The sequence below is a fragment of the Arthrobacter sp. B0427-1-12 genome (genome assembly GCF_059092905.1).
The window spans coordinates 1-26,333 of the sequence record NZ_JBNHIC010000034.1 but is presented as its reverse complement, the minus strand read 5'-3'; the positions used below and the strand labels follow the sequence as shown (position 1 = coordinate 26,333).

The 26,333-nt window shown below is 63.4% G+C and carries 21 protein-coding genes and 2 pseudogenes; 17 read left to right on the top strand and 6 right to left on the bottom strand.

What is annotated here, in order from left to right:
* Window positions 1–451 precede the first annotated feature (451 nt).
* From AC5RWU_RS17360 to AC5RWU_RS17340, 5 genes are all read left to right on the top strand, one after another.
* Window positions 452–1,816 carry an MFS transporter gene (locus tag AC5RWU_RS17360; protein ID WP_494032091.1) on the top strand — a complete coding sequence of 455 codons (1,365 nt, stop codon included), beginning with the start codon at window positions 452–454 and terminating at the stop codon, window positions 1,814–1,816.
* Window positions 1,817–1,923: 107 nt separating this feature from the next.
* Window positions 1,924–3,330 (top strand): FAD-dependent oxidoreductase, encoded by a 1,407-nt coding sequence (locus AC5RWU_RS17355; protein ID WP_494032092.1) that lies wholly within the window; start codon window positions 1,924–1,926, stop codon window positions 3,328–3,330.
* A 215-nt stretch (window positions 3,331–3,545) separates the two neighbouring features.
* Window positions 3,546–4,514, top strand: coding sequence for a VOC family protein (locus tag AC5RWU_RS17350; protein ID WP_494032093.1), 969 nt, complete (start codon window positions 3,546–3,548; stop codon window positions 4,512–4,514).
* A gap of 35 nt (window positions 4,515–4,549) precedes the next feature.
* Window positions 4,550–5,314, top strand: coding sequence for an SDR family NAD(P)-dependent oxidoreductase (locus tag AC5RWU_RS17345; protein ID WP_494032094.1), 765 nt, complete (start codon window positions 4,550–4,552; stop codon window positions 5,312–5,314).
* A gap of 65 nt (window positions 5,315–5,379) precedes the next feature.
* Window positions 5,380–6,072 carry an NADPH-dependent F420 reductase gene (locus AC5RWU_RS17340; protein ID WP_494032095.1) on the top strand — a complete coding sequence of 231 codons (693 nt, stop codon included), beginning with the start codon at window positions 5,380–5,382 and terminating at the stop codon, window positions 6,070–6,072.
* Between the two features lie 881 nt (window positions 6,073–6,953).
* Here the strand turns inward: AC5RWU_RS17340 and AC5RWU_RS17335 are convergent.
* Both AC5RWU_RS17335 and AC5RWU_RS17330 read right to left on the bottom strand, forming a co-directional pair.
* Entirely contained in the window at window positions 6,954–7,982 is a 1,029-nt protein-coding gene (locus AC5RWU_RS17335; RefSeq protein WP_494032096.1) for an alcohol dehydrogenase catalytic domain-containing protein, read from the bottom strand.
* A 477-nt stretch (window positions 7,983–8,459) separates the two neighbouring features.
* Complete coding sequence (locus AC5RWU_RS17330) at window positions 8,460–9,383, bottom strand: LysR family transcriptional regulator (RefSeq protein ID WP_494032097.1); 924 nt, start codon at window positions 9,381–9,383, stop codon at window positions 8,460–8,462.
* Window positions 9,384–10,082: 699 nt separating this feature from the next.
* On the opposite strand from AC5RWU_RS17330, the gene AC5RWU_RS17325 reads away from it, so the two are divergent.
* The 11 genes and pseudogenes from AC5RWU_RS17325 to AC5RWU_RS17275 all read left to right on the top strand — a co-directional run bounded on the left by AC5RWU_RS17325 (window position 10,083) and on the right by AC5RWU_RS17275 (window position 22,522).
* On the top strand, window positions 10,083–10,592 hold the full coding sequence (locus AC5RWU_RS17325; RefSeq protein ID WP_494032098.1) for a nuclear transport factor 2 family protein: 510 nt from the start codon (window positions 10,083–10,085) through the stop codon (window positions 10,590–10,592).
* A 77-nt stretch (window positions 10,593–10,669) separates the two neighbouring features.
* A complete protein-coding gene (locus tag AC5RWU_RS17320; RefSeq protein WP_494032099.1) occupies window positions 10,670–11,968 on the top strand; it encodes a cytochrome P450 in 1,299 nt (432 codons plus the stop codon).
* Entirely contained in the window at window positions 11,965–13,227 is a 1,263-nt protein-coding gene (locus tag AC5RWU_RS17315; protein WP_494032100.1) for an NAD(P)/FAD-dependent oxidoreductase, read from the top strand. The genes AC5RWU_RS17320 and AC5RWU_RS17315 overlap by 4 nt, the downstream gene beginning before the upstream one ends.
* A 16-nt stretch (window positions 13,228–13,243) precedes the next feature.
* Window positions 13,244–13,564 (top strand): 2Fe-2S iron-sulfur cluster-binding protein, encoded by a 321-nt coding sequence (locus AC5RWU_RS17310; protein WP_494032101.1) that lies wholly within the window; start codon window positions 13,244–13,246, stop codon window positions 13,562–13,564.
* A 135-nt stretch (window positions 13,565–13,699) separates the two neighbouring features.
* Complete coding sequence (locus AC5RWU_RS17305; RefSeq protein WP_494032102.1) at window positions 13,700–15,160, top strand: aldehyde dehydrogenase; 1,461 nt, start codon at window positions 13,700–13,702, stop codon at window positions 15,158–15,160.
* A gap of 55 nt (window positions 15,161–15,215) precedes the next feature.
* A complete protein-coding gene (locus tag AC5RWU_RS17300) occupies window positions 15,216–16,853 on the top strand; it encodes a GMC family oxidoreductase (RefSeq protein ID WP_494032103.1) in 1,638 nt (545 codons plus the stop codon).
* An 86-nt stretch (window positions 16,854–16,939) separates the two neighbouring features.
* Entirely contained in the window at window positions 16,940–18,235 is a 1,296-nt protein-coding gene (locus tag AC5RWU_RS17295) for a cytochrome P450 (RefSeq protein ID WP_494032104.1), read from the top strand.
* A 79-nt stretch (window positions 18,236–18,314) separates the two neighbouring features.
* Window positions 18,315–18,707 (top strand): EthD domain-containing protein, encoded by a 393-nt coding sequence (locus tag AC5RWU_RS17290; RefSeq protein WP_494032105.1) that lies wholly within the window; start codon window positions 18,315–18,317, stop codon window positions 18,705–18,707.
* Between the two features lie 967 nt (window positions 18,708–19,674).
* Window positions 19,675–20,607, top strand: a complete 933-nt coding sequence (locus tag AC5RWU_RS17285; protein WP_494037107.1) for an SDR family NAD(P)-dependent oxidoreductase — start codon at window positions 19,675–19,677, stop codon at window positions 20,605–20,607.
* Window positions 20,608–20,989: 382 nt separating this feature from the next.
* Window positions 20,990–21,130, top strand: a pseudogene (locus AC5RWU_RS17280) (IS3 family transposase); the annotation flags it as partial.
* 357 nt (window positions 21,131–21,487) lie between these two features.
* On the top strand, window positions 21,488–22,522 hold the full coding sequence (locus AC5RWU_RS17275) for an AAA family ATPase (RefSeq protein WP_494032107.1): 1,035 nt from the start codon (window positions 21,488–21,490) through the stop codon (window positions 22,520–22,522).
* A gap of 102 nt (window positions 22,523–22,624) precedes the next feature.
* Here the strand turns inward: AC5RWU_RS17275 and AC5RWU_RS17270 are convergent, their stop codons facing one another.
* Together AC5RWU_RS17270 and AC5RWU_RS17265 are read right to left on the bottom strand one after the other, a co-directional pair.
* Window positions 22,625–23,188 carry a recombinase family protein gene (locus tag AC5RWU_RS17270; protein WP_494032108.1) on the bottom strand — a complete coding sequence of 188 codons (564 nt, stop codon included), beginning with the start codon at window positions 23,186–23,188 and terminating at the stop codon, window positions 22,625–22,627.
* A 254-nt stretch (window positions 23,189–23,442) separates the two neighbouring features.
* Window positions 23,443–24,117, bottom strand: coding sequence for a pentapeptide repeat-containing protein (locus AC5RWU_RS17265; RefSeq protein ID WP_494032109.1), 675 nt, complete (start codon window positions 24,115–24,117; stop codon window positions 23,443–23,445).
* Between the two features lie 137 nt (window positions 24,118–24,254).
* Here AC5RWU_RS17265 and AC5RWU_RS17260 point away from each other — a divergent pair.
* Window positions 24,255–24,452, top strand: a pseudogene (locus tag AC5RWU_RS17260) (helix-turn-helix domain-containing protein); the annotation flags it as partial.
* A 118-nt stretch (window positions 24,453–24,570) separates the two neighbouring features.
* Here the strand turns inward: AC5RWU_RS17260 and AC5RWU_RS17255 are convergent.
* On the bottom strand, window positions 24,571–25,230 hold the full coding sequence (locus AC5RWU_RS17255) for a hypothetical protein (RefSeq protein WP_494032110.1): 660 nt from the start codon (window positions 25,228–25,230) through the stop codon (window positions 24,571–24,573).
* Between the two features lie 384 nt (window positions 25,231–25,614).
* Entirely contained in the window at window positions 25,615–26,163 is a 549-nt protein-coding gene (locus tag AC5RWU_RS17250) for a hypothetical protein (RefSeq protein WP_494037106.1), read from the bottom strand.
* Window positions 26,164–26,333 lie beyond the last annotated feature (170 nt).

The following is a 26,333-nucleotide window of genomic DNA, read 5'->3' as shown; positions in this document are numbered from 1 at the left end:
GGCCTCCGACCCGTTGTATCCCGTGCACTCCGCAAGGCTGGGGCGGACGGTCATCGCCGCCTTCGTTGCCCGCATATCCGGACAACCAATGCCGCTGCCTGCACAGCAGATCCTGTCCCCCTGCAACCGCCCCTGACCGGCCAACAAATTATAGCCTTCTCGGTCAGCGGGAATCGCTCTCGACTGTGCATCTGCTCACAGACATTCTCTAGGTAGCGGCCGATGGGGATCGAACGGTTGCCAGTTCAGGATGACAATGAACCTGCCATGCATCGTGCCAATGAAGCTGGCCCACGGGCGAGAAGAAGGCTGATCATCCGCTGATCTTGGCGACGCAGCGTCATGCGGAGCCGCACGCCAGGATCGGGCTGATCCGGCCGCGGCGTCGATCCCTTAGACCATACGAGCACGCAGTGTCCCATGGGCATCAGTATCCGAGGAGTCTCAAGCAATGATCAAAACGGGCGCCACCGCTCAGACCAGAAGGGCGGCCCTCTCAGCGTTCCTCGGCGGGGCACTGGAGTACTACGACTTTGTCCTCTTCGCCTCGGCGGCGGCCATTATCTTCCCGGTCGTTTTCTTCCCTGACTCGGAAGCTGCCACGTTAATGTCCTTCGCCACCTTCGGAGTCGCCTACCTCGCCCGCCCGCTCGGTGCCGTGGTGATCGGCCATTTTGGTGACAGGTTCGGGCGCAAGAACGCCTTGCTGGCCTCACTGCTCATCATGGGGCTGGCCACATTCGTCATCGGAATCCTTCCCAGTTACGACCAGATTGGAACTCTTGCCCCGTTGCTCCTGGTCGGGATGCGGCTCCTGCAGGGCTTCTCTGCGGGTGGAGAAGTGGCAGGCGCCAGTTCGCTTACCATCGAGCACTCACCGGATCGGAGCCGGGCATTCTGGGGCAGCTGGACCGTCGAGGGTGTGGGCGCCGGGATGCTCCTCGCTACCCTGGTCTTCATCCCCGTTGCAGCGATGCCTGACGAAATTCTCTTCTCGTGGGGTTGGCGCCTGCCGTTCCTGGCCAGCATCGTCGTCCTCCTCATCGCATTCTTTGTGCGCCGCACCCTTGAGGAGCCCGAGGTGTTCGTGCACGTCAAGCAGAAGGGCGAGACGGCAAAGGTCCCGCTCGTTGACGCCCTCCGGACCAGCTGGAAGGGTATCGGCCGGGTCGCCCTGGCGACGCTCTACTTTGTCCCGGACTCGATCATGAATGTTTTCGGCATCGCGTTCGCCATCTCGATGGGGATCGACCGGACCACCGTCCTGTGGTCCGCCGTCGTGACCCAGATCGTCGCCCTGCTTGTCCGACCCTCGGCGGGACTTCTCGCCGACAGGATCGGACGCCGGCCGGTGTTCGTGATTGGTGCACTCGGCACGGCGGCCATGACGTTCGGGTTTTTCTCCGCGGTATCGGCCGGCAACATTCCGTTGATGTTTGTCACCAACGCGCTTATGGTTGGCCTGTTCCTGGCCTTCTGCGGGGCAATCTACCCAGCGTTTTACGCAGAGATGTTCGCTGCCCGGGTCCGGTACACCTCCATGGCGGTTGGCCTCCAGATCGGTTCGGTGGTTTCCGGCTTCGCCCCGTCGATCGCCACCGTCCTCACCCGCGACGACCCCACTAACTGGGTGCCCGTCGCCTGCATGGTCGCAGGCGCGCTCATTATTGCCGCCATTGCCGCGCTCACCGCCCGCGAGACATACCGCACCCCACTGGAAGAGCTCGGGCTGCCAGGGACGCATCATCAACCCGTGGACGACGCGGCCAAGGAGACGTCGGCTGCCCCGACGGCATCGGTCGAACCGAGGCACTGAACGGCAGGTAACAACCGTGTGCGCCCACGGCTGCGCACATCATTCAAGACACACCGGGCCGAGGTACGTGCTGCCCCCCCCGGATCATCTGAAAGCGAGAGTGGAGCATGTCTACACCCGAACACACCTACGACCTGGTCGTCGTCGGCTCCGGTATCGCGGGGCAGTCGGCCGCGACCTCGGCGGCGGAGGCCGGCCTGCGCGTTGCCCTGCTGGAGAAGACCGACGCGTTGGGCGGCTCTTCGGCCATGAGCGGTGGCTGGTTCGCCTTCACTGGCACCGAGGAGCAGGCCGCGGAGGGCATTGACGACTCCGCTGAGTTGTTCCTTCAGGATCTGCTTGAGGTCGGTGAGCACCGCAACGACCGGTCGCTGCTGGAGGCGTACCTGGCCCACCAGAAGGAAACCTATCGGTGGCTGAAGGACCACGGAGTCGAGTTCCGCGAGGTCGAAATCAGCTCCGGCCAGTCAGCCCGGCGCAGCCACAACTCGGTCATCAAGGACGTGCTGGCCGGGCTCCACCGCGACTTCACCGCTGCGGGGGGACGCACCTTCCTTGAACACCGCGCCGTGAAGCTGGTCCAGGATGGTTCGGGCCGGGTCACCGGCGTACTGGTGCAGACTCCGGCAGGCGAGGAGCTGTTCACTGCCCCCGGCGGAGTGGTCCTGGCTACCGGCGGTTTCAGCCGCGGCACCGAACTGCTGAAGATCTTCGCCCCGGAACAGCTCGCCGCGATCCCTTACGGCGGCAAGGGCAACACCGGCGACGGGCTGAAAATGGCGTGGAGGCTCGGGGCCGGCATGGCCGACATGTCCTTCGTCAGCGGCACTTACGGATCCCACCCGGACACGGGGGATGAGTTCCATGAGCTGCTCACGGCCTATTACATGGGCGCGGTCATCGTGAACAAGCACGGCCGGCGTTTTGTGGACGAGTCCCAGAACTACAAGACACTGGGAAGGGAGGTGCTGGGTCAGCCCGAGGGGCTCGGCTTCGAGATTTTCGACGCCCGGGTCCGGGCCAAGTCCCACCGGGGCATTCCGTTGAAGGACATCGATACGCTGGAGGACATCGGCCACGTGCACAAGGCCGACACCCTCGAAGAACTCGCCGAGGTGGCCGGGATCGACCCCGCCGCCCTCGTTCAGACCGTGGCCCGGTACAACGCCTCCGCCACCGGCCAGCAGGAGGACGAGGTAGGCCGGACCAGCCTGTGCAACGGAGTCGGTGAGCTGCTGCCGATTGACCAGGCACCGTTCTACGCCTATCCGGCCAAGTCGCTAATGACCACGACCTACTGCGGGATCACCATTAACACCAGCGGAGAGGTGGTCGACGTCGACGGGGAGGTCATCAAGGGCCTGTACGCGGCCGGCGAGGTCACCGGCGGGTTCCACGGCGCCGCATATATGACCGGCACCTCACTGGGCAAGGGCGCCGTTTTCGGCCGCCTCGTCGCTCGGCACGCCGCCACCCATGCCACCCTAGGGGCCGGTTATGCCACCACGGGATGACTGGTCAGAGGCCTGTGACTTGTTCAAGGAACGGGGCCTCGCAGCAGGTCGAGGGATCCGGCAGATGTTCGCCCAGTTCGGCGATATCCGAGATCTCGCCCCGACCGCTATCAGGCACCGACTTACACAGCTCGCGCACACCCACTCCGCCACCCATTTTGACGCCTCAACCCCCTGAAGTTATCCGTTCAAAAAGTTTCAATGAAAGGTGCACCATGGCTCCGAACGTGCCCGCCCTCTACCATCCGACCCTGGCCGTTTCCGATCTGGAGGAGGCCCGGACGTGGTTCCGGAAGGTGTTCGCTCGTCCCGATCTTCGGTGGGAAGAGACGCTCGATCTGAACCTGCTCAACCCCGACTATCCGGTGAACTATTCGTTCTTTGCCTTCATCACGGATATTCACTGGGTTTTCCTGTGCCCGACGCTCCACGCTCAGGGCGCCCTCGCCGGCCAAACCCGGTACAAGGGGGTCACCGATGGGATGATCGGGCTGGGCTGGTACACCGATGATGCCGTGGGGATGTTCGAGAAGCTGGCAGGTGCCGGCATCCGGGCGCACGACCAGCAGGGAGAGCTCATCACCGGCGCCAAGCCTCCTACCTCTTCCTTCGCGCCCGACGTTTTCACCGGGTTCACGTTGCCCGAAGACACTGGCATCCGGTACGAATTCCAGGAAACAGGTCAGCGCCACTGGGAGTACTACTCCCGGCAGGCGGATCCACGGCTGCGCCCCGACTGGTCCGGCCCCTCGGTCGATCCTGACGATCCGCTCACCATCGAACTGACCTCGCATCACACCATCCTGACCACCGACCTCGCCCGTGTCACGAAGCTGTACCTTGACGTACTGGATGGAAAAATCATCGCCCAACGATACAACGCCGCACTGGACGCGGAGAGTACCTTCATCCGGCTTGCGGACACCGTGCTCGAATTCGCCGTTCCCAACCCGGGAAGCCCCTATGCGGCGAAGCTGCCCGAGGGCCGCGACCTGTATTACGGCGTCAGCTTCCTGGTCGCGGACCCCCAGCGGGTTCGCACCCATCTGAAGGAAGTCCAGGTTCCCTACACCGAGGATGAAATGGCCGCGGTGATCGAACCCGCCGACGGGTTCGGGGCACAGTGGCGGTTCATTCCGGAACTGCCGTACCCCTCCAGCGAACGCCGGCCTTCACAATTCTGAGGCCACCGATTCCGAACGACCCGAAGGAACAACACATGCCAGAAACCCTCGACGGAACCGTAGCCCTCGTCACCGGAGCTTCCAGCGGTATCGGCCGGGCGGCTGCGAAGAGACTGGCCGGAGCAGGTGCCGCGGTGTCGATTGTTGCCCGCCGGCGCGAACGGCTCGAGGCCCTCGCCGCCGACATCCGCTCCGCCGGAGGCCGTGCCTCCATTGTGGAAGCGGACGTTACTGACGCCCGTGCCGCCGCCGACGTGGTCGAAAAGACGGTTGCCGAATTCGGGCGCCTGGATACCGTGGTGAACGCCGCCGGCACCATGCTCAACGGCGACTCCGTCACCTCCCCGCTGCAGGAGTGGGACCGCATGGTCGACCTGAATCTCAAGGCGCTCATGTACGTCACCAAGGCCGCCCTCCCCCATCTGCTCGACGGCGCGCAAACCGGTGAACGAAAGGTCACCGACGTCGTCAACATCAGCTCCATCGCCGGACGCGTACCCAACGCGCGGGTCGCCATCTACAACGCGACCAAATTCGGCGTCACGGCCGCAACCGAAGCCTGGAGGCAGGAATTCACCAACCGGAACGTGCGATTCTCCGTCATCGCACCCGGGGCCGTCGACACGGAACTGTTCGGCCACCAGCAGCAATCCACCCAGGAGCACTACACCAAACTGTTCGCGCGGGTGGAGAAACTGCATGCCGACGACATCGCGGAAGCGATCGCCTATATCGTCACCAATCCGCGCCGCATCTCGGTCAACGAACTCGTCATCCGGCCTACAGACCAGACTTTATGACCCCCGTCCCTCCGGCGGTTCGCCGGGTACACGCAGGAACAACAAGAATGAAGGATGGCAATGGCATGACGACAATCGGACTGATTGGAAGCGGCAATATCGGCGGCGCTCTCGGCCGGCTCGCGGTGGCGGCCGGCTACGACGTGGTGCTGAGCAACTCGCGGGGACCCGAAACACTTGCAGACCTGGTGGCGGGGCTCGGGAACCAGGCCCGGGCCGGGACGGTTGCGGAGGCCGCCGAACAAGGCGACCTTGTGATTGTGGCGGTCCCGCTGAAGGCCTATCGTGAGGTGCCGGTCCAGCCTCTGGCGGGCAAGGTCGTGATCGACACGGGCAACTACTACCCCGATCGCGACGGCCGGATTACCGGACTCGACGACGAATCGACGACAACAAGTGAGCTGCTGCAGGCACACCTGCCCACCTCAAAGGTCGTCAAGGCCTTCAGCAATATCGTGGCTCCGGCGTTGGAGGCTCTGGCCCGTCCGGCAGGCACCGGGACCCGCGCCGCACTGCCGATCGCCGGCGACGACGGTGACGCCAAGACGACCGCCGCCCGGTTCCTGGACCGCATCGGCTACGACACGGTCGATGCAGGCCCACTTGCCGAGGGCTGGCGATTCCAGCGCGACACCCCGGCGTACGTATCCATCTACGCCGGTGCAGGCGGCCTCTACGAAGACCCGCAGCCCGCCACACCCGGCCAGGTCCGGGAAAAACTGGACGAGGCGGTGCGCTACCGCGACATGTCCTCCTGAGAACGGATTCCGTCCCCCATCGCTCACACCGGCCTGTCGCCCGGAAACCACCGGCAAGACGAGGGGCGAGCGTCAGCGTTTCCACCCGCTCCTCCTGGTGACGCGGCCAGTAGGCTGCATAACCGAGCCTGCGTGGATACATCTTCACCAAGGGTGGGTAGCGCCAGGGCGGGCAGGAAAGGGATCCGGTATTGCCGGTGTTCCGGACACCGCAGAGGATGCGGAATTCGGACGACCGCCGTCGGCCAATTCGATGAACCATTCTCGGGGCGCAGCTTACCTCGGGAGAAGCCCGAATTCCGGATCCCCAGCAGGGATAATGCGGCCAAGGTAGGCCCCAGTGTTTCGGGCACCCGCGCCTGCCGTAAAGAGGCCAAGGGAAAGGGCCCCGGTCGGTAAATGCTGACCTGGGGCCGGCACCTATCACCACTGACAGACCCGGGCGGCCGCGCCACTGGCCTCGACAGCGATGGCTTTCCCTGTGCGGCGCCGGACACGCCCCTCTGGCGGCCTAGGGTCACCAGAGGGGCGTCGTCGGTGTTGGGCCCCCCGGGTTGTAAGTCTGATTTCCAGCACCTCAACAGGAAGCGTCTCGGCGAAGCCGGCTACCTCACAGGCAGCCCTCGGCAGCATCAAGACGCCTGCGGAACCAGGCACATCCGCATCAAACGGAGCAGACCCAGGGTTCTTACCTCGGATCATCTGCGGCCGCGAGCCCATCCGCCAGCTGCAAGGCCGTTCGCGCCCGCAGGCTGCGGACAAAGCAACATACACAGAGGACGACGAACCAGGAACGGGCAGGTCCGGCGGCAGCCAAGCACGAAGTCCATCGGTTGCACCACCTCGATCCAGGCAGACCGTGGATTGGGAATGATGCTGCCTTAGCTGAAGGTGATAACCGCGCGCCCATCGACAGATGCGGTTTCAAGGGCGTGGAGCCCCGTCTCGATATCGCTAAATTCAAAGTGGGTGGCTGCCATTTCAATGCGGCCGTCGCGGGCAAGAGACACGATTTCGTTGAGATCCGGGAGACTGAATCCCCGCGTGTTGATGAAACCGGCGTTCATCGCAATCTTTTCCCAGCCCATGGGAATTTCACCCCCACCGATACCGGCAACAACGAGCCTGGCCCCCTGGCTAAGAGAGGCGATACCTGTGGTGAGTGTTGGCGTGTTGCCGACGAAATCGAATACGGCGTCGGCACCTCCTTGGGTCAGGCGCTGAATTTTCTCAGCAGCTTCTTCGTCAGAAATGAGGGTTTCATCTGCACCAAGCCGTTTGGCGTTGCTAAGGCGATCATTGATGGTATCTACTGCAATGATCCGGGCCCCCGTGAGCTGCTTGAGATACTGCACGGCGTAGGCCCCAAGGCCACCGACGCCAATGACGACGGCGGTTGATCCGGGCACAAGCTGCGGCATCATCAGCTTGACCGCGTGGTAGGACGTAGCCGCGGCATCCGCGAGAGGGGCTGCCTTGACCGGATCAAGCGTGCCCAGCTGTACGGCATGTTTCGCCTCAATGAGAATGTACTCTGCGAGGCCTCCGTCATAGCCGACGCCATAGCCGGGCAGACCGATATTGCGGCATTGCTCATGCAATCCCCTGGCGCACTTATCGCAGTAGTTGCAGAAGAACATGGAGGAAATAAGGACGCCGTCCCCTTCCTTGATACCACGCACATCGGGCCCGGTTTTCGCCACCCAGCCGGCGTTCTCATGGCCCAGGGTGAAAGGCGGGTCCGGCCAGTATCCGGCAGGGCTGTTAATGATGGTCAAATCCGTATGGCACAGGCCGGCACCGGCCATTTTGACCAGCAACTGCCCCGCTTTGGGTTCTGGCACCGGGACCTCACGGTATTCGGGCGGCTCGCCCCACGCGACCATCTGGTAGGCCTGCATTATGGTCATGGCTTGTCCTTTGTTAGATATGGACTGGATCCTTGGTTCAGGTGGATAAACCGCACCTCCGGCCCGCGGGTTTTGGAGCTCATCGGCAGGTCCCCGGTCACGGTCGTCGAGGATGTCTCCGATGACTCCAGACCCACCCTGTGTCGAAACAGCCGCGCTTCCGCTGTATCCATGCTGCTCCACCGGCAATCAGAAAGCTCTTACCGTTCAGTTGTCCCAACTCCCTCCCTAGCAGGCAACGGTGTCTGGGATGGTCAAGGCTCCGGTCCACTGGGCCGGAGCCGCACCCTCATGGCCGCTGTCCAATGCACGTCGGGTTGCTCATTGACATTGTGAAAGCCCTCGACGACGTGGACAGCCTGGAGCGGCCAGACCGGCCGCTCCCAGCGGTACATCCACCGTAGGCTGGAAGGACTCACGGCAGTAGGGCCGGTTGGTTATGCGGGGATAGCCTGGCGGTATCACTCCTGAGTGCAGCTACACCGGCTGTACCGCTTCGGGCACCTTCTCCAGATGCAGCTGCGAAACCTCGCGCGCATGAGCGTTGAAGGCCAGGACATGCTCGCGGTCTTCGTTCTGACGGATCATCGCTACAGCGGTGGAGGGAGGTGCATCTTCGATACGCAGCGCGCGCAGATCGGAATGGTGGGCGCTCATGCGCCATGCCGTGAGCGTCATCGGTATAACCACTTCCCTGCTGCCCATCAGCGCGAATTGCAGTTCCGCGAGGGTGCGAACGGATTGATCGATTCTGGGCGCACCGTTGCGCAGATCGTTCAGATGCCAGAAGCTCGTCCAAGGGCGCGGGGCATCGGCCATGCCCAGCATCGTTTCGTCCAAGATATCTTCGGCGGAAATTCCGGTTTCTGCTGCCAGCCTGTGATCGGACCGGAGCGCCAGGAGCAGCGGTTCGGCGAAAAGGGGCGTTGCGCTGACCCCCTCGTCACTGCACGGAGCCCGCACCAGAGCAACATCAACGTGCCCGTCCACCACTGCAGAGAATTGATTGGCAAAGTCCAGTTCACGGACCGTGACCGTGACACTGGGGCAAAGACGCTGGAAGCCCTGAATGATATCGGAGGTCAGTTCGGATGCGGACGCAGTTCCGGAAATCAGCCCCACGGTCAGGGTTTTCTGGCCGCGTCCGGCTTGTTGCACGAGGTCGACCGTCCGGTCCAGCGACCGTACGATCTCGTAGGCCTGGCCGAGCAGCACTTCCCCTGCTGTGGTGAGTTCAATGCCTCGGGATGAGCGCTGAACCAGTTGTGTATGCAGTTGCCTTTCGAGACTGCGTAACGCCTTTGACATGGCAGGCTGCGCCACCATCATGCGGCGGGCACCGCCGTGGATACTGCCTTCTTCGGCTACAGCGATAAACATTTGAAGTTGTCGCACGTCCATGGGCGATCTCCTTCCGATGTGACATGTGACTGCAGACACAGTCTGTTCAAGTATATGGCTACCCTTCCAGTCGGCCGCCATCAGGCCGATTCTTACGGGAGAACCGGCGAGCCAGCGGCCCGGCAATATTCCGGAGCTGTATGCCTGCCCCACCGGCACCGGCCAAGGGCCGTCAGGCGTTGATCCTGTCTGGCGTGGCACGATCGGCCAACACCCAACGTGTCGGGCTACATCTCGTACTCGACGAGGACCGTCTGGGCCGGAGCCTCGGGCGCTGCCCCATTCAGGACGATCATCTCGGCTGCGGCACAAAACAGCTTCAGGCGGTACGGGGAATTAGCGGCCCACCGTCGAGCCCAACTCTTCGCGCACCCTCCTGTCTCTTATGACCCCCTTGCGGCATCCCCGTCCCGCCCCGGAGATGGCGACGTTGCCTGCCGCCCGTCCGCCCTGAGGTGGCGGGCGGTTCCATGAGACGGCGCTGCCGAAGAGCGCCCCTGACTGTGATGCCCTGCCGCTATCACCTGATAACAAACCGCCACCTACCGTGAGGACAGTCACACCGATAGCTTTGCTGTATCCGGTGAACCCGCCCATCCATATCCGGGCCAGAGGAAGCCCACCGGAGCCCACGACATCCATAACCGCCATGGCGAACGGCGAAGTTTGCGAACAGGACGGCAGGCGAAAGGGAGAACCATGACCGTTGAAGAACAGACTGCACGTTCAGGAACCGATTCCGCTCTGATTGATTACGTCAAGCGTCTCGAGCACCGCGTGCAGGTCCTCGAGGATAAGGAAGCTCTCGCAGCCCTCATGAACCGGTACTGCCGCACCTCTGATGCGAAGGATTGGGAAGCCTGGAGCCTGTGCTTTGTCGAGGATGCGGAATTCGACTTCGGCCCGTTTGGAACGCATCACGGCCGGCAAAAGATCCGTGAAGTCTGCGAGGCCGCGGAGGAGCCTTACCTCGCGATGCAGCATTCGATGACGAACATGCAGTTCGAGATCGACGGGGACACCGCGACCGGGACGGCCTATCTCTGGTTCGCCGGTGTCCAGGACCCGGCGACTCCCGCAAAGCACTACGACATCGGCGGGCCCTATGAATGGACGTTCCGCCGCACCCCCGATGGCTGGCTCCTGTCCCGGATGCACCTGCGCGTCGTATGGACGCAGGGTGACCAGGATCAGAGCGTCTTCGGCTGATCCCGCCCGCCGCGGCCAAACCTCCCATTATCATCCCCCGCCCCGCCCTCGGGGTGAGCCAAAACCAGGAGATTCCTATGTCTACTGTCGCTGCCCAGGACCAGATCGTCATTCCGGATGACATCGCCAGGTCCGTGCTCCTCCCCGCCTCGTATGCAGATGAAGCAGGGATCGTGCATCCGGCCCTGACGTGGCTGCGAGCCAATATGCCCTTCGCCCGTGCCGAGGTCGAAGGCTACGCTCCCATCTGGTTGGCGACGAAACACGCCGACATCATGGAGATCGAGCGGACCCCGACGGTCTTCCGCAGCGGTCTCGGCGAGCCTTATATCAACTCGCTGGTCGACACCCGTTTCCTCAGCGAAATGAACGAGGGCAGGCGTGGCCTCGACACGCTGGCCAACATGGATGCTCCCGAGCACACGAAGATCAAGAACGTCACAGCGTCCTGGTTCATGCCCGCGAACGTCCGCAAGCGCGAAGAGACAATCCGCGGCATCGCACGGCAGTCCGTGGAAAAACTTCTCTCCTATGGCGGTGAGGTTGATTTCGTCAAGGACATCGCGCTCTACTACCCGCTGCGGGTGATCATGAGCCTGTTCGGCGTTCCGCCGGAGGACGAGCCGACGATGCTCAAGCTGACCCAGGATATGTTCGGCAATTCGGATCCCGAGCAGCAGCGCAAGGATGTTCCGGCCACTCCTGAGGCTGCGGCCCGCGCCTGGCGGGCGGCGATTGTCGAGTTCCACGAGTACTTCGACAAGCTGTCTGCCGATCGGCGCCTGAACCCGACGGACGACCTGGCCTCGATTATCGCGAACGCGGAAGTCGACGGAGCCCGCCTGCCCGACTCGTTTGTCAACGGCTACTACATTGCCATCGCAACCGCCGGCCATGACACGACGTCGGCGACGACGGCGACGGCCATCCAGCAGCTGGCGGCCCATCCGGAACAGTTCGAGGCGGTGCGTGCTGACGCCTCACTCATCCCTGGCCTCGTGGATGAGGCCCTGCGTTGGGCTTCTCCGGTCAAGCACTTTCACCGCATCATCGGGGAAGACACCGAGTTCCGTGGTCAGCAGCTGCGCGCCGGCGACAGTCTCATGCTGATGTACCCGTCGGCGAACCGGGACGAGGAAGTTTTCACTAATCCGTTCTCCTTCGACCTCACCCGCAAGCCGAACAAGCACATCGCTTTCGGATACGGCCCGCACCAGTGCATCGGGCAGCATGTCGCGAAGCTGGAGATGCGGATTTTCTTTGAGGAGCTGCTGCCCCGCCTGAAGTCGATCGAGCTGGCCGGCCCCGTGAACTATGTCGAGGCGAACTACCTGTCGGGACCCAAGACCCTGCCGATCCGGTTCGAGGCGGCATGATGAGCACCGGTTCCGTTACGCCGACATCCTCCGGCGCCTCAGGCTCACGCGTTCTCATTGTCGGTGCCGGGCACGCTGGGGCGGCAACTGCAGCGACGCTGCGCCAGTACGGGCATGCCGGGCCCATCACGCTCGTCGGCGACGAGGAGGAGCACCCCTACCACCGCCCGCCGATCTCCAAGGCGTACCTGCACGCGGACACAGGTGCCGACCTGCTGCGCGCCCCGTCCTACTACACAGACCAGAACATCGAACTGAAGCTCGGCCGACGCGTCGAGTCGATCGACCTGGACGCACGCACCGCGATGCTCGACGACGGAAACAGTCTCGGTTTTGACGAGCTGGTTCTGGCAACGGGAGCCCGTGCACGCACCTTGCCGCACCGGCTGCCCGAACGCGGCTGCTGGTCGTTGCGGACCTATCGGGACGCCCTCGGGTTCCGTTCGGTGCTTGAATCGGGCTCACGGATCGTCATCATCGGCGGCGGTTTCGTCGGGCTCGAGGTCGCTGCGGCGGCTAGGAGCCGCGGGTGTGAGGTGACCGTCATCGAACGGGAGAAACGGCTGCTGCAGCGCGTCGCCAGTCCCGTACTCTCGGAGGCCCTCACCGAGATCCACCGGAACTACGGCGTCGATGTCCGCGTCAACGCAGCCCTCAGCGAGGTCGTTGGCAGCCAGGACGGCGGCGTCGAGGCCGTCCTGCTTGCTGGCGGCACGCGGCTGTCGTGCGACGCGGTGGTCATCGGTGTCGGAGCCGAACCCCGCGACGAGCTCCTGCGAGAGCTCGGGGCCGAGTGCGACGGCGGCGTCCTCGTCGACTCATCCGCCCGTACCAACCTGGCCGGCGTCTACGCCGTCGGCGACGTCACACGCCGGGAAGTCCCGGGTTACCCGGGACGGATCCGGCTCGAGAGCATCCCCAATACCACCGAGCAGGCCAAGCAGGCCGCTGCGGCCATCACCGGCCGGCCGGCCCCACGCGCGGAAGTCCCCTGGTTCTGGTCGGACCAGTACGACGTGAATCTCAAGATCGCCGGCCTGCTCGCCGGGTCGACCCGCACGGTCGTGCGCGGCGAACCTTCCTCCGAGTCGTTCGCGGTATACCACCTCGACGATACCGACCGCGTCGTTGCAGTCGAGGCCGTCAACGCGGCCAAAGACTTCATGGCCGGAAAGAAGTGGATCGCTTCGAACGCTGCCCCGTCCCTTGACCTCCTTCCCGACCCATCAATTCCCCTGCGGGACCTCGTGCCCGCCTGATCAAGCAAGGAATTCCATGATCAAGATCACCTACGTCACAGCCGACGGAACAGAACAGCCCGTCGAGGTCGAGCCCGGCATGAGCCTGATGGAAGTTGCCACCCTGCGCGGCATCGAGGGCATCGTGGCCGAGTGCGGCGGCGGCTGCTCCTGCGCCACGTGCCACGTCTACATTGACGAGCCCTGGCAGCAGACCTTCGATGAACCTGCACCGGAAGAGGCGGACCTCATCGAGTTCCTCGATGAGGCCAAGCCGACATCACGCCTGTCCTGCCAGCTGGTACTCCGTGCCGAGCATGATGGGCTCTGCGTCCGGACCCCGGCTTCGCAGGGCTGAGCTTCCCCATGGCGGGCTTCCGGCCCGTCCCCACGGTTCGGCGTCGAGCCGCTTCGTAAGCCCCTTATACGCGTTCGATCGCCTGCGCACCATGACCGGGCTTCCGGTCGCCACACCACCATGAGGAGAAATGCCATGATCGTCACCGACGAAACCATCACCAAGACCCATTTGTACATCGGCGGCGATTGGGTCGAACCCTCGACCGATCGGGTGCTGACCGCCGTGTCCCCGTCGACGGAACAGGTCCTCGGGCAGGTCCCTGAAGCCGTCGAGAAGGACATTGACAGGGCCGTCGCCGCAGCCCGCACGGCCTTCGACAATCCACAGGGATGGGCCTCGTGGGACGTCAGCCGCCGGGCCGAGGTCATGGAGCGCTTCGCTGACGAGCTCGAGAAGCGCGGTCCCGAGATCGCCCGCCTGGTCAGCAGCCAGAACGGCATGCCGATCTCGATGGCGCAGGCCGTCGAAGGCGGATTCCCGGCGATCGCCCTGCGCTACTACGCGGGCCTGATCCGCGAGCAGGGCATCGAGGAGCAACGCGCCGGCGTCTTCGGCCGCCCGACGCGCGTGCGGCACGAGCCCGTCGGTGTCGTCGCCGCGATCGTCCCGTGGAACTTTCCCCAGGCTCTCGCGTTCGTCAAGATCGCCCCGGCACTGGCGGCAGGCTGCACAATGGTCATCAAGCCCTCACCCGAAACCGTACTGGATGCGTACGCGATGATCGAAGCGGCCCACGCAGCCGGTGTTCCCGCGGGCGTGCTCAACATCGTTCCCGCAGGACGCGAAGTCGGTGCCTACCTCGTGGGCCACCCGGGTGTGGACAAGGTCGGCTTCACCGGCTCGACCGAAGCCGGCCGCAGCATCGGCGCCACGTGCGGCCAGCTGCTGCGCCCCGTAACACTGGAGCTCGGCGGCAAGTCCGCCGCGATCCTCCTCGAGGACGCGGACCTGCCCTCCCTTGCGGCGGAGTTCGTCGACGCGACCCTGCAGAACAACGGCCAGACCTGCTATGTCTGCACACGCATCTTCGCCCCCCGTTCCCGGTACTCGCAATTCGTCGACCAGATCACGGACATCGTCGGCTCGCTGACAATCGGTGACGCACTGGATCCGGCCACGCAGGTCGGCCCGCTCGTCTCCGAGCGGCAGCTCGCACGTGTTGAAGGCTATATTGAGCGCGGCGTAGCCGAAGGCGGGCGCATCACCACCGGCGGCAAGCGCCCCGCGCATCTCGACCGCGGCTTCTTCATCGAACCCACAGTCTTCGCCGACGTCACCAACGACGCAACGATCGCCCGCGAGGAAATCTTCGGCCCCGTCCTGGCCGTCATCCCCTACGACACCATCGAGGAGGCCATCGCGATGGCCAACGACAGCGACTTCGGCCTCGGCGGTTCCGTCTGGGGGCAGGACACGGAGCGCGCCCTCGACGTCGCCCGACGGATCCAGACCGGCGGTGTGGGCATCAACTTCTACAGCCACGACATCGGCTCACCGTTCGGCGGCGTCAAGGCCAGCGGCCTCGGCAGGGAACAGGGCCCGGAGGGGCTCGCCGCGTACCAGAGTCTCAAGACGATCTACAACGCCCCGTGATCCGGCCCGCAACGCGAGCTGACCATCCAGGACACAGGAACTGAGGAAGACAATCATGAAAGAGTACGACTACATCATCGTCGGTGCCGGTTCGGCCGGCTGCGCCGTCGCCGGCCGCCTGAGCGAGGACGGCTACAACGTCCTGCTCCTGGAGGCGGGCGGCAGCGACGACGATGACCTGATCCGCACCCCCCTGCTGTTCGCGGGGCTCTTCCAGGGCGAAAAGGACTGGAACTACAACTCCGATCCCGAGCCGGGCCTCGCCGGCCGCCGGCTGTTCATGCCGCGCGGCAAGGTACTCGGCGGCAGCTCCTCGCTAAACGCCATGTTCTACGTGCGCGGCACCCGCGAAGACTTCGACTCATGGGAGAGCGAGCACGGGGCAACCGGCTGGTCCTACGACGAAGTGCTGCCCTACTTCAAGCGGTCCGAGGCGAACACGGACATCACGGACGAATTCCACGGCACGGACGGGCCGATGGGCGTGACGACCAAGCGCTGGTTCTCAGGCTACGAACAGAACTACATCGAGGCCGCGACCCAGCTCGGCATCGAGCGAAATGACGACATCAACGGCGCCCAGCAAGCCGGTGTCGGTCTGCTGCAGGTCACCGGCCGCGACGGACGGCGCTCCTCGTCAGCGGACGCATTCCTGCGTCCCGCACTGGCCCGGCAGAACTTCGAGCTCGTGACCAATGCCTACGTGCAGCGGATCATCATCGAGTCCGGGCGCGCGGTCGGCGTCGAGTTCGAGCACGACGGCGACCTCGTCACAGCGCGTGCCGAGCGCGAGATCGTGCTTTCGGCCGGAGCCTACAACACCCCGAAGCTCCTCATGCTCTCCGGCATCGGCCCGGCAGACGAGCTGCGCGCCCTCGGACTGGACGTCGTGCTCGATTCACCCCAGGTTGGCCGCAACCTCCAGGACCACCCCTTCACTCTCACCCATTACGCGACGGACGCGGACAACACCCTGGCCGTAGCGGCCGATCCTGCCGCGGCCGAGCAATGGCGCACATCGGGCACAGGCGTGCTCACCTCCAACGCCGGCGAGGCCGCGATCATGTGGCGCTCCGATCCCTCCCTCGCGAGCCCGGACTTCCAGATGATCTTCGTCCCGGGATGGTTCTGGGACCACGGATTCCGCTCCCCGAACACGCTCGGCATGTCGATCGGCCTGTCCTACAACGGTCCGAGCTCCCGCGGTACCGTCAGACTCCGCTCGGCCGACCCGTCGGCTCCTCCGCGCATCGTCAGTAATCTGCTGAGTCAGCAGCACGAAGTGGACGCCGTCCTCCGCGCGCTGGACTTCGTGACAGAACTTACCCAGCAGGCACCACTGCGCTCGATCATGCAGGAGCAAGTGAACCCCGGTGCCACTGTCACCGGCGCCCTGCGGGAGCAATGGGTACGCGCCGATACACAGCATATGTACCACGCCGCCGGTTCCTGCCGAATCGGCACCCCGGAGACCGGCGTCGTGGATGCGGAACTGCGCGTCCACGGCATCACCGGGCTGCGCATCGCCGACGCGTCGATCATGCCGCAGATCACCAGCGGCAACACCAACGCCCCATCGATCATGATCGGCGAGAAGGCTGCAGACCTGCTGCGCGGCATCAGCTCGGCACGCGAGGAGGCCTCGGCCCTGGGCTGCCCGTTCCTTGCGGCGGCCGCCAGCGGCAACGCCTAACCCGGTGCCGCGGGGTACCGGCAGGGGCATCCGCCTGTACCCCGCGGCCCGGCCACACTTACGTTCGGACCATCTGAAGGACCACCATGACTGAGACCTTGACCGATACCGCGAGAATCCCGAAGGACATTGCCGAGGCGGTGATGCTGCCCGCTTCCTACGCCGAGGAGCAGACGCGCACCTACCCGGCCCTCGCCTGGCTGCGGGCCAATAATCCGTTCGGCCTGGCAGAGCTCGACGGCTACGACCCCACCTGGCTGGCGACGAAGCACGCCGATATCCTCGAGATCGAGCGCAACCCCAAGATCTTCTCGAGCGGCAACGCCGATCCTTTCCTCGTTGATAGGGCAGGGCGCGAATACCTGAAGACCGCTAACAACGGCGCGCGAACGCAGGACACGCTGGCCTACATGGATGCCCCGGAACACACGAAGATCAAGAACGTCACAAGCGCCTGGTTCATGCCGGCCAACGTGCGCAAGCGCGAGGAAGCGATCCGTGAACTCGCCCGCGCATCCGTGGACAAACTCCTGACCGGTGAACGCGAGGTCGACATCGTCAAGGACTTCTCGTTGTACTACCCGCTGCGCGTCATCATGACGCTCTTCGGTGTTCCACCGGAAGACGAGCCGATGATGCTCACCCTCACCCAGACCCTCTTCGGCACCACAGACGAGGACTCCAAACGCGAAGACGTCGAGGACGGCGAGGGCGCGAGTATGAAAGCGTGGAAGGCAACTCTGCAGGACTTCTTCCGCTACTTCAACGAACTCTCGGCCGACCGCCGGAAGAACCCCACCGATGACCTCGCCTCCATCATCGCGAATGCGAAGGTCGACGGCGACTACCTTCCGGAGTCCTTCGTCAACGGGTACTACGTCGCCATCGCGACCGCCGGACACGACACGACCTCCTCCACCATCTCCGGTGCCATCGAACAATTCGCGCGACACCCGGAGCAACTCGACGCGGTACGCGCCGATCCCAGCCTCATCCCCGGCGTCGTCGACGAGGCCCTGCGCTGGGTCTCGCCCGTCAAGCACTTCTTCCGGACCGTGACCGAGGACACCGAATTCCGTGGACGCAAGCTCTCGGCCGGCGACGGCGTGATGCTGCTCTACCCCTCCGCGAACCGCGACGAGGAGGTCTTTGAGCGCCCGAACGAATTCGATATCACCCGAAAGCCGAACAAGCACCTCGCCTTCGGCTTTGGTCCCCACCAGTGCATCGGCCAGCACGTGGCCAAGCTCGAAATGCGGATCCTGCTCGAGGAGCTCCTGCCGCGCCTGGCGAAGGTAGAACTCACCGGCGAGCCGCGATTCGTGGCCGCGAACTTCCTGTCCGGCCCCAAGTCGCTACCCATTCGGATCACGCCCGCATAGCCCCCGCCCAGGCAGAACGCAGCAACCACACATTCGACCCCCCTGCAAAATGTGTAATCCACTGAAAGGAAAAACGACCATGGCAAACAACGGACCCTGCCTTGCCTTCGAGGTCTACCGCTGGGCCGGCACAAGCGCGGAGGATTTCCGCACCCACTACCGGGACGTACACGCGAAAATCGGCATGCGAATCCCCGGCCTTGTTTGGTACGAGTCGTTCATGAACAAGGACCCACAAGAGGGCTGGCCAGTGATCGGCGGAGCCCCAAAGCCGGACGCGGTCGTGGTCATGATGTTCGACTCCGAAGAGTCGAAAGCCAAGATCGCCGAGTCGGAAGCATGGAAGGAAGCAGCCGCGGACGACATCGGGTTCTGCAGCCACTTCGAAATCTTCGAAGTGGACCGCTTCACCTGGATCCCTGAATCCACCTTGCGAGAGCCTTTCCATTCCCAGACCGTAGCGTCAGCCTAACTCGTGTCCAGCACCCCCTTACGAAATAGGAGTTAGACAGGGCTCGGCTGGGGCCGCACCCCTCAGTGCGGCCCCAGCCGAGCTTCATCGAGCCCTCCATTCTGGACGGCGAAGGCCACCTTGGTTTCCGGACGGCGAGAATTGTCCGTTTCAGGCGGCGCCAACCGTACCGTCCCTGGCATCGCCGGTGGCCGCCTGAATGCGGAGGCCACCGGCGACATTCTTCGCTTCAGGAATTCGCCTAAGAACGTGCGGTTTCAGTAATCGAGCCCGGCATGGTGAATGCTGAGCTCCTCCGCCAGCAGCGGGAGTCGAAACAAGAACACGACAAACAGGTGTTCGGCGACATCGAAAACTTCACCCGAAGACATAGCAGAAACCATCGCCTTCGTCGTCGCCAAACCCGAGACGTACCGGCATCAACGAAGTGGTTATCCGGCCTATTCAACACGTATAGCAGGCCACCGTGCCAAGAGATCTTCGACAATGCGTGGCAAGGTTTCGTGTGGCATGAAGAAACGGCCACTGACTCCACCCAGATGGGTCGAACGTGGACAAGAGCGAAGGCATTCCTGCGCACCAGAGACCATCCCGGCCCCGCGTATACATGATAAACAGCTGGAGAACCCCAGGCTGGCGGGCCTGCGAACCCTATCCAGGGCGGCGGCCGTCTCACCGCCGTCCGGCAGGTGCACCATTGACCAGCCGGCCCCTTGCCCACGAGAGACGGTACAAACGGGCAATCCCCTAAAACTTGAGGGTTTAAGCATTCCGTCCTAAGGTGGATGACATGTCAACATTTTTTGCAGCCGTCGGACGGCGGCCTGTCGTCACCCTGGGGCGATGGACTGTCTGACATGGAGCGGCCCCGGAAGTATTCGAACCGAGGGTCCCCCGCAAAGCCTGTCGACCCCCGTCGGGAGCCGACGATTCTAAAAGGAAGGGCCTTCGGGCCCGTCACAAGGAGATGATGGAATTGTTGAATTTCCAAGGGCGCGTTGCCATTGTTACCGGCGCCGGCCAAGGCATGGGCAAGGCCGATGCAATCACCCTCGCATCCCGCGGCGCACGGGTCGTGGTAAACGATGTCTCCCGCGAACACGCCGAACAGGTGGTGAAGGAAATCGTTGACGCGGGCGGAGCCGCTGTCGCCGATGTACACGATGTCGCCGATCAGGCCCCCGCGATCGTGCAGACCGCTCTCGATGCCTTCGGCCAGCTCGACGTTGTCGTCAACAACGCCGGCATCATCCGCGTCGGCCTATTCGGCGAGCAGTCGTCCGAGGAATTCTGGAAGGTGTTCGATGTCTCCTTCAAGGGCACGGCCGAACTCTCCCGCGCAGCCTGGCCGCACCTGGTCAAGTCCGGCTCCGGCCGCCTGATCCTCGTCTCCTCCAGCGGCATCCTGGCCAACCCCGGAGCCGCCGCTTACGGTGCAGCCAAGGGCGCGATCTGGGCTCTGGGCAACACCCTGGCGATGGAGGGCGACCGCGTCGGCGTACAGGTCTCCACGCTCATGCCCACCGCCTGGACCCCGATGACCGAGAGCGCCTACAGCGACCCCAACATCATCACCACCCTCCGCGACGGCCTCGGCCCGGAGCATGTTGCGAACTTCGTCGCCTACCTCTCGCACCAGGACACCACGGTGCACGGCGACATGTTCCAGGTCAGCGGCGGCCGCGCCGGCCGGATGGTCCTCGCCGGCCTGCCCCGGATCCAGTCCACCGAGAACACCCCCGAAGGATGGACCGGGGTCGCGGACCAGCTCAAGGCAGACTCTGACGAACTGACTCAGTACCGCGTCACCGGCGAACAGTTCGCCGACGAAATGATCGCAGCGAACCCCTCGGTTGCGGAGGCCTTCAAGAACATGAACGCCGCGGACCTCGGCGCCTAAACACCCCAACAGGCCGGCGGGCCGTCGGCAGCCCTTCCAGCTGGCCTGCGGCCCGCCGATACTGTTTAACCGCACAAAGCGAGAGGATCGGCACACCGCCATAAGGCCCGTCTTGCCGTCCAGTTAGAGGGTCCCCCACCGCGACATCCCTCAGCCCCTCCCCCGCCGGGAAAATTCCTTACAGATGCTGGCTTTTCCGATTCGCGTATACCCTGCCCGCAAAAAAGCCGGGTGAAGGTGCCTCAGGCGCTACAGTGTCGTCCTGACGCGGTCCCGGTTTGCTGTCCCCGGCGACCGGCCCGACGGCCACCAGCCTGCCTGTCATGGGTCACCTCGGCGGCCGGACGTGAGTCAATGGAGGAACACCCGGAACCGGGGGCCATTCATCAACACCGAAGCCCTGGCATCAGCGCTGCACGAATACATCCACTGGTACAACACCGAAAGAATCTCCATAAAGCTCAAGGGCCTAAGCCCAGTGGAGTACCGTGCCCGCGTGCTCGCGGCAGCGTCGATGGACTAGGGCCCGCCCATGAGGCCGCAGCCGAAAGCACCCTCGTCTGTCTGCACGACGATGAACACTCTGGCCTCGGCAGAAGGCTGCTGCGCAAAAATCTCTCCTCCCCCGGCTGTCTTACCTTGCGAGGTTAGGGCGCTTAGATCGTGGTCGGCGGGCCTAGGGTCGGGACCGCAGTTATATTCGCGGTCGGCGAATTGCACTTTGGAAGGAACTTCTTTAGGCGACAGGACCCAGTCTGACGTCTGTTGATGAACGCTCCATAGTCGGACGCCGGCAAGAACCCCTGCCAGCAACGACCAAAAGGGAGTTGATACTGGTGAGGCCAACCCCACGTCGGGAATCGAGTACTACAGTGGATGCATGGCTGCCAGCCGCAATCCGCTCGACGACCTGCGCGAAACCATCGGCCATCTGGCCGATCAGCTCAAGCGGCCCGGTTCGGAGCGCGTCGACGACCTGGTCGGCGATCTCATCGGTGCGAGGCCCGGGCCGGCCCGGCCGCTGTCCGAGGTGCAGGCCGAGCTCGACGCGCTGGTCGGACTGGAGACCGTGAAGGAACAGGTGCGGGCCCTCGTCGCACTGCTCCAGGTCCAGGCCCGCCGTAAGACGCACGGCCTGCCGGAGGTGGCCACATCACAGCATCTGGTGTTCCTCGGAAACCCGGGCACGGGCAAGACCACCGTGGCGCGGCTCCTGGCCGAGATGTACCGCGCGGTCGGTCTGCTGCAGAAAGGCCACCTGGTCGAGGTCGACCGTTCGGGCCTGGTGGGGCAGTACGTCGGCGCGACCGCCATCAAGACGGACCGGGTGATCCGGCGTGCGCTGGACGGCGTCCTGTTCATCGACGAGGCCTACGCGCTGGCCCCGGAGGACGGCCGGACGGACTTCGGCCCCGAGGCGATCGAGGTCCTGCTCAAGCGGATGGAGGACCACCGCCACCGCCTGGTCGTGATCGTGGCCGGGTACCCGCGGCTGATGGAGTCCTTCCTGCTCTCGAACCCCGGACTGCGCTCCCGATTCGCCCGCGAGATCACGTTCCCCGACTACTCCGTCGACGAACTCCAGACGATCTTCCACCAGATGCTGGCCCAGTACGAGTACACGCTGGAGCCGGGTGCGGACCAGATGCTGCGCCGCATTTTCACCGGGCTCCACGCGGGCGAGGACTCCGGCAACGCACGGTTCGCCCGCACGCTGTTCGAGCAGGCGCTCAACCGCCAGGCGCTGCGGCTGTCGCTCGACGAGGAACAAAGTCTCGACGCGCTCGATCGTGAGGCCGTCATGACGCTCACCGCGGACGACATCGTCGAGGCCGCGCTGGCCTTGGGCGAGGAGCCGGAGCCGGAACCGACGCCGGAACCGGAGCAGTCACGCTGGCGGCGCTGGCTGGTCTGACCGGATCTGCGGCGGCTGTTAGGCGAAGGCCCGTCCCGCCCCCGAGCGGGAAAAAGCACAACTAGCCATCCGTGGTTTTTTCACGGCTTACAGCCTTCCCCGTCAGTCGGCGTCCAGGCTGAGATACCGGTAGACGGTGGCGCGGCTGGCGCCGATGATCTTGCCGATATCGGCAGGTTTGAGGCCCTGGGCTTTGAGCTCATGGGCGCGTTGGACGTTCCGGTCCCCTGCGGTGATTTCCCGCCGTCCGGCCCTGCGCCCGTTGACGGCGGCTGCGGCCATGCCTGCCCTGGTCCGCTCGGCCAGCTGGTCACGTTCGAGCTGGGCGAACGCGGACATCACCGTGAGCATGGCCTTGCCCATGGCACCCGTGGTGGTGATGCCCTCGGTCAGTGAACGAAAGTGGACGCCGCGGCCTTCCAGCTCATCGATGAGGGCCAGCAGGCTGCGGGTGCTGCGGCCCAGCCTGTCGAGCTTCCAGACCACCACCTCATCCCCTCCCCGCAGGTGCTCAAGCATCCTGTCCAGTTCGGGCCGGCTGGCCCGCGTGCCGCTCACGCCCTGGTCAGTAAAGATCTTCTTGCAGCCGGCGGCCTTCAGCGCCGCGTGCTGCAGGTCCGCGTTCTGCTCCAGAGTGCTGACCCGGGCGTATCCGATGCCTGCCATGCCGCCTCTTAGTCGCATCAAAGGTTCTATTTTCTTTTCCTGGGAATATTGGAAGTGAGACATATTGATGAGACGAGGCGGGTCCAGGAAAACCGGGACCCCGCTCGGCCGCCGGCAGCCCGTGCCGCCGGTCCCAGCAAACGATCCTTATTTGAGACGCGGATGAGAGCGTACCGGCTACTTCTTAGACGGCGGCCAGGGGTGGAGCATCCCAAATGTATCCAAGCACCCCTTAAGATGCTCTGCCTCGTGGTTTACCCGTAAGGAGTCTGACGCCAAGTAGAGGTTGCGAATTCCTCACAGGTGTCGTCCCCGGCCTGAGGTGGTGCAGGAAATCCATCGGGCCACTTCGTTTCTTCGTCGTAGCAAATCTGATCGAAGGTCACCGTATCGAGATTGCGCGAGCTCGAAAAGTCTGCGCCGTTTAGTCGAACTCTTTCCAGCCTTGCCCCCGAAAAGTTACTCTGGGCAAATGAGCTCCCTGTCAAATCGGCGTCAGAAAGACCGGCACCGCTAAAATTGACGCCCTCAAAGGAGCTGTCGATCAAGACGGCGTGCCCCAAACTCGTTCTCTCGAGATTCGCGCCATCGGCCTTCGTGGATTGGAACGTGGCGCCCGAGAGGTCAGCTTCCCCGAAGTTAGCATTCCGCACAGAGGCATCATGGAAATCGGCGCCTTTGAGGTCCGTGAGTGTCAAGCGCGCTTCGTCCAGTCGACTGCCTTTGAAATCCGCTCGGGCAAGTGACAAACCGGACAAACTCATTCCCGTCAGGTCAATGCCGCTAAACGGGCGGTCTAACTGAGTAGTAGTAGAAGAACGGTCCCGAACAAACCTCAGATTTTCCAGTCTTTCAGACTGATCCGCCCGGCTGCCGTCCGCCCATATCTGCAAGGCGGCGAGCAGCAGTCCAATCATCAAAACGATCACTACGTCCCGAATGAACCATGACGGTTCGTGCCGCGGTCCCAATCCTCCGGTTCGCGCCATTTCAGTAGCTTATCGTCCTCATATAGCAAGAAGCAGCCCCTGCCGCCCTCCAATCCGGAGGTTCGCATGTCTGCAGACGCAAAAAGACCCTTACTCCGGAAAGGGCCGCCGAACTGGCCTGCCGCGCCGCGGTCGGGATCCTGCAGTCGATACTGGTCCGGGACTACGGGATCAGCCGCGAAACCGTCTACCAATACCTCCGCCAGGCCGCCGGGATTCCCACAGGCGACGCTTCGCCGGCTTCCGCAGAAGGTTCCGGCTTGCCCGCGGTATGACGAGGTGACGGCCTTGATCGGACGCGTTCGCCGTACGGCAGGCAACCCACGTCCCGCTTTGACAGGAGGTTCTGCCCCAGACCCAGCTATCTCATCTCGTGTAGCCGGCAGAGAGTGCCTAAGACTTCTCCACCCTGACGCGTGGCGGGAGCCACTTGCGGTTCTTGACGACGCTGACGCGTATCTCCCAAGAAGTAAGGCCGTCTTCAAGATGCTCCACCATGCGAAGAAGGCGTCCCGGACTTAGGTGTTCTCCCTGGATGTCAAAGCTAATCCGCCGCGAGTGGAACTCATCGTCGACAGCCCTGTACCAGTTGGAGACGCCGGCAAATATGAACCTACGGTTAGGAAACTTCTCGTCCAGATGCGTCAACAATCCTGGAAGAACGGCAATAATACCGGCGAGCAAACCGGCATCAGGAAGCGGCAAAGTTCCACCTTGGTGCCTCGCCGTGAACTGAACCCATACGAGTGGCAGGCGTTCGTTCAACTTTGCCTGCTGCCTTTGTTGAATCGCACGTGCGGCCCAACGCACGGCTGCTGCAGTGGCCTTCAGCGTGGAGGCCACAAGTCCTGCTGCCACTTTGATTTCCGGAAGAAGCGGACCCCCGATTCCGGTCGGTTCTGTTGGATCAATGACGAATCCTGAGTCACGCATATATACGACAACTGTCGCCGTGATTTGGTTACCGTTACGGCGTCCAAAGGGGTCGAGTGTGGCGGTCGAGACAAGCAGATCGACGGAATAAGGTTCGGGCATGTCAGGGTATCCGGCCATTTACTAATACTCCAAGTTGCTCAAAACCGACGGTTGGAAATCCGATTGCCTACCGAAAAAGTTCCTCGGATAGCGAGATGACAAGATGGTCGCATGAAAGACCATCTGAGCGCCGATGAAGCAGCTGCGAAACTATTGAACAGATCAGGCGGGCCTTTATCGGACCGGACTTTGAGGGCAACGCTGCGGAAGCTACGAGATAAAGGCGCTTTGGACAGCCAGGACGCTTGGCAGGACCCACCCAAAGCGAACGGCATCTGGACCGTCCGACGCAGCTACCTCCCCGCTCTGGCTCAGGAACACGGCTGGTCAGTGAAGCAGGACTAGCTGTCTTGCCGATCTTGGATCAGAGGACATAAGCCCTACTGAGCTCGATCAGGAGTATTAGCCGTTAAAGCCACGCTGGAATCCGAACATATCAACGATTTTGGCTTGGCTCAGGGGACGGCTAGTGACTTCGCCTGTACTGAAGTCCACGGTGCTAAAACGCTGCGCCAGGCCCTCAATTTCCTCCTTGTTCTGCGCGTAGAACTCTCCCAGCAACGCGAGCGAACGACTTCCGACTGTGTTGAATGCGCTTCTTTCCGCCTTGCTCTCAGCCAGTCCCCTGAACGCTCGAACAAAGTAGGTATCGAAAGAGGGCAAGACCCCCCAGGTCCCCATCATCACCTTGCTGACGAGGGTCCGGGACGAGCCGCCTTGGGGCAAGAGGGCATTACGCAGGTCAGCATAAGCGGCAAGAAGCACTTCCTGCGTGCTGGAATCTTTGAACCGCTGCATGCTGATCTTCATCATCTGCGGGTTGTACCGTTCTATGACCTCGACCGCTTGCCGGTAGTGCCGGGCGTTGGTCTCACGGAACAGGTACGAGGAGCCTCGCAACATGCCCCAGCTGGCAAGATAGTAGCCGAGCTGGAGGCAGCTGAGCTCCATACTTCGGGTGGGCTCGGGGCTGCTTTGAAAGTAGTTGAAGCAGAAGTCCCAACTGCGTTCTCGGCCGTATTGGTGTCAATGGCCATTGGTTTCTGCCCACGGGCGGCCAGTTGATGTGCCCGCTGGTGGCCAGTAAAACTGCCCGATGATGGCCAACAGATCTGCCCACT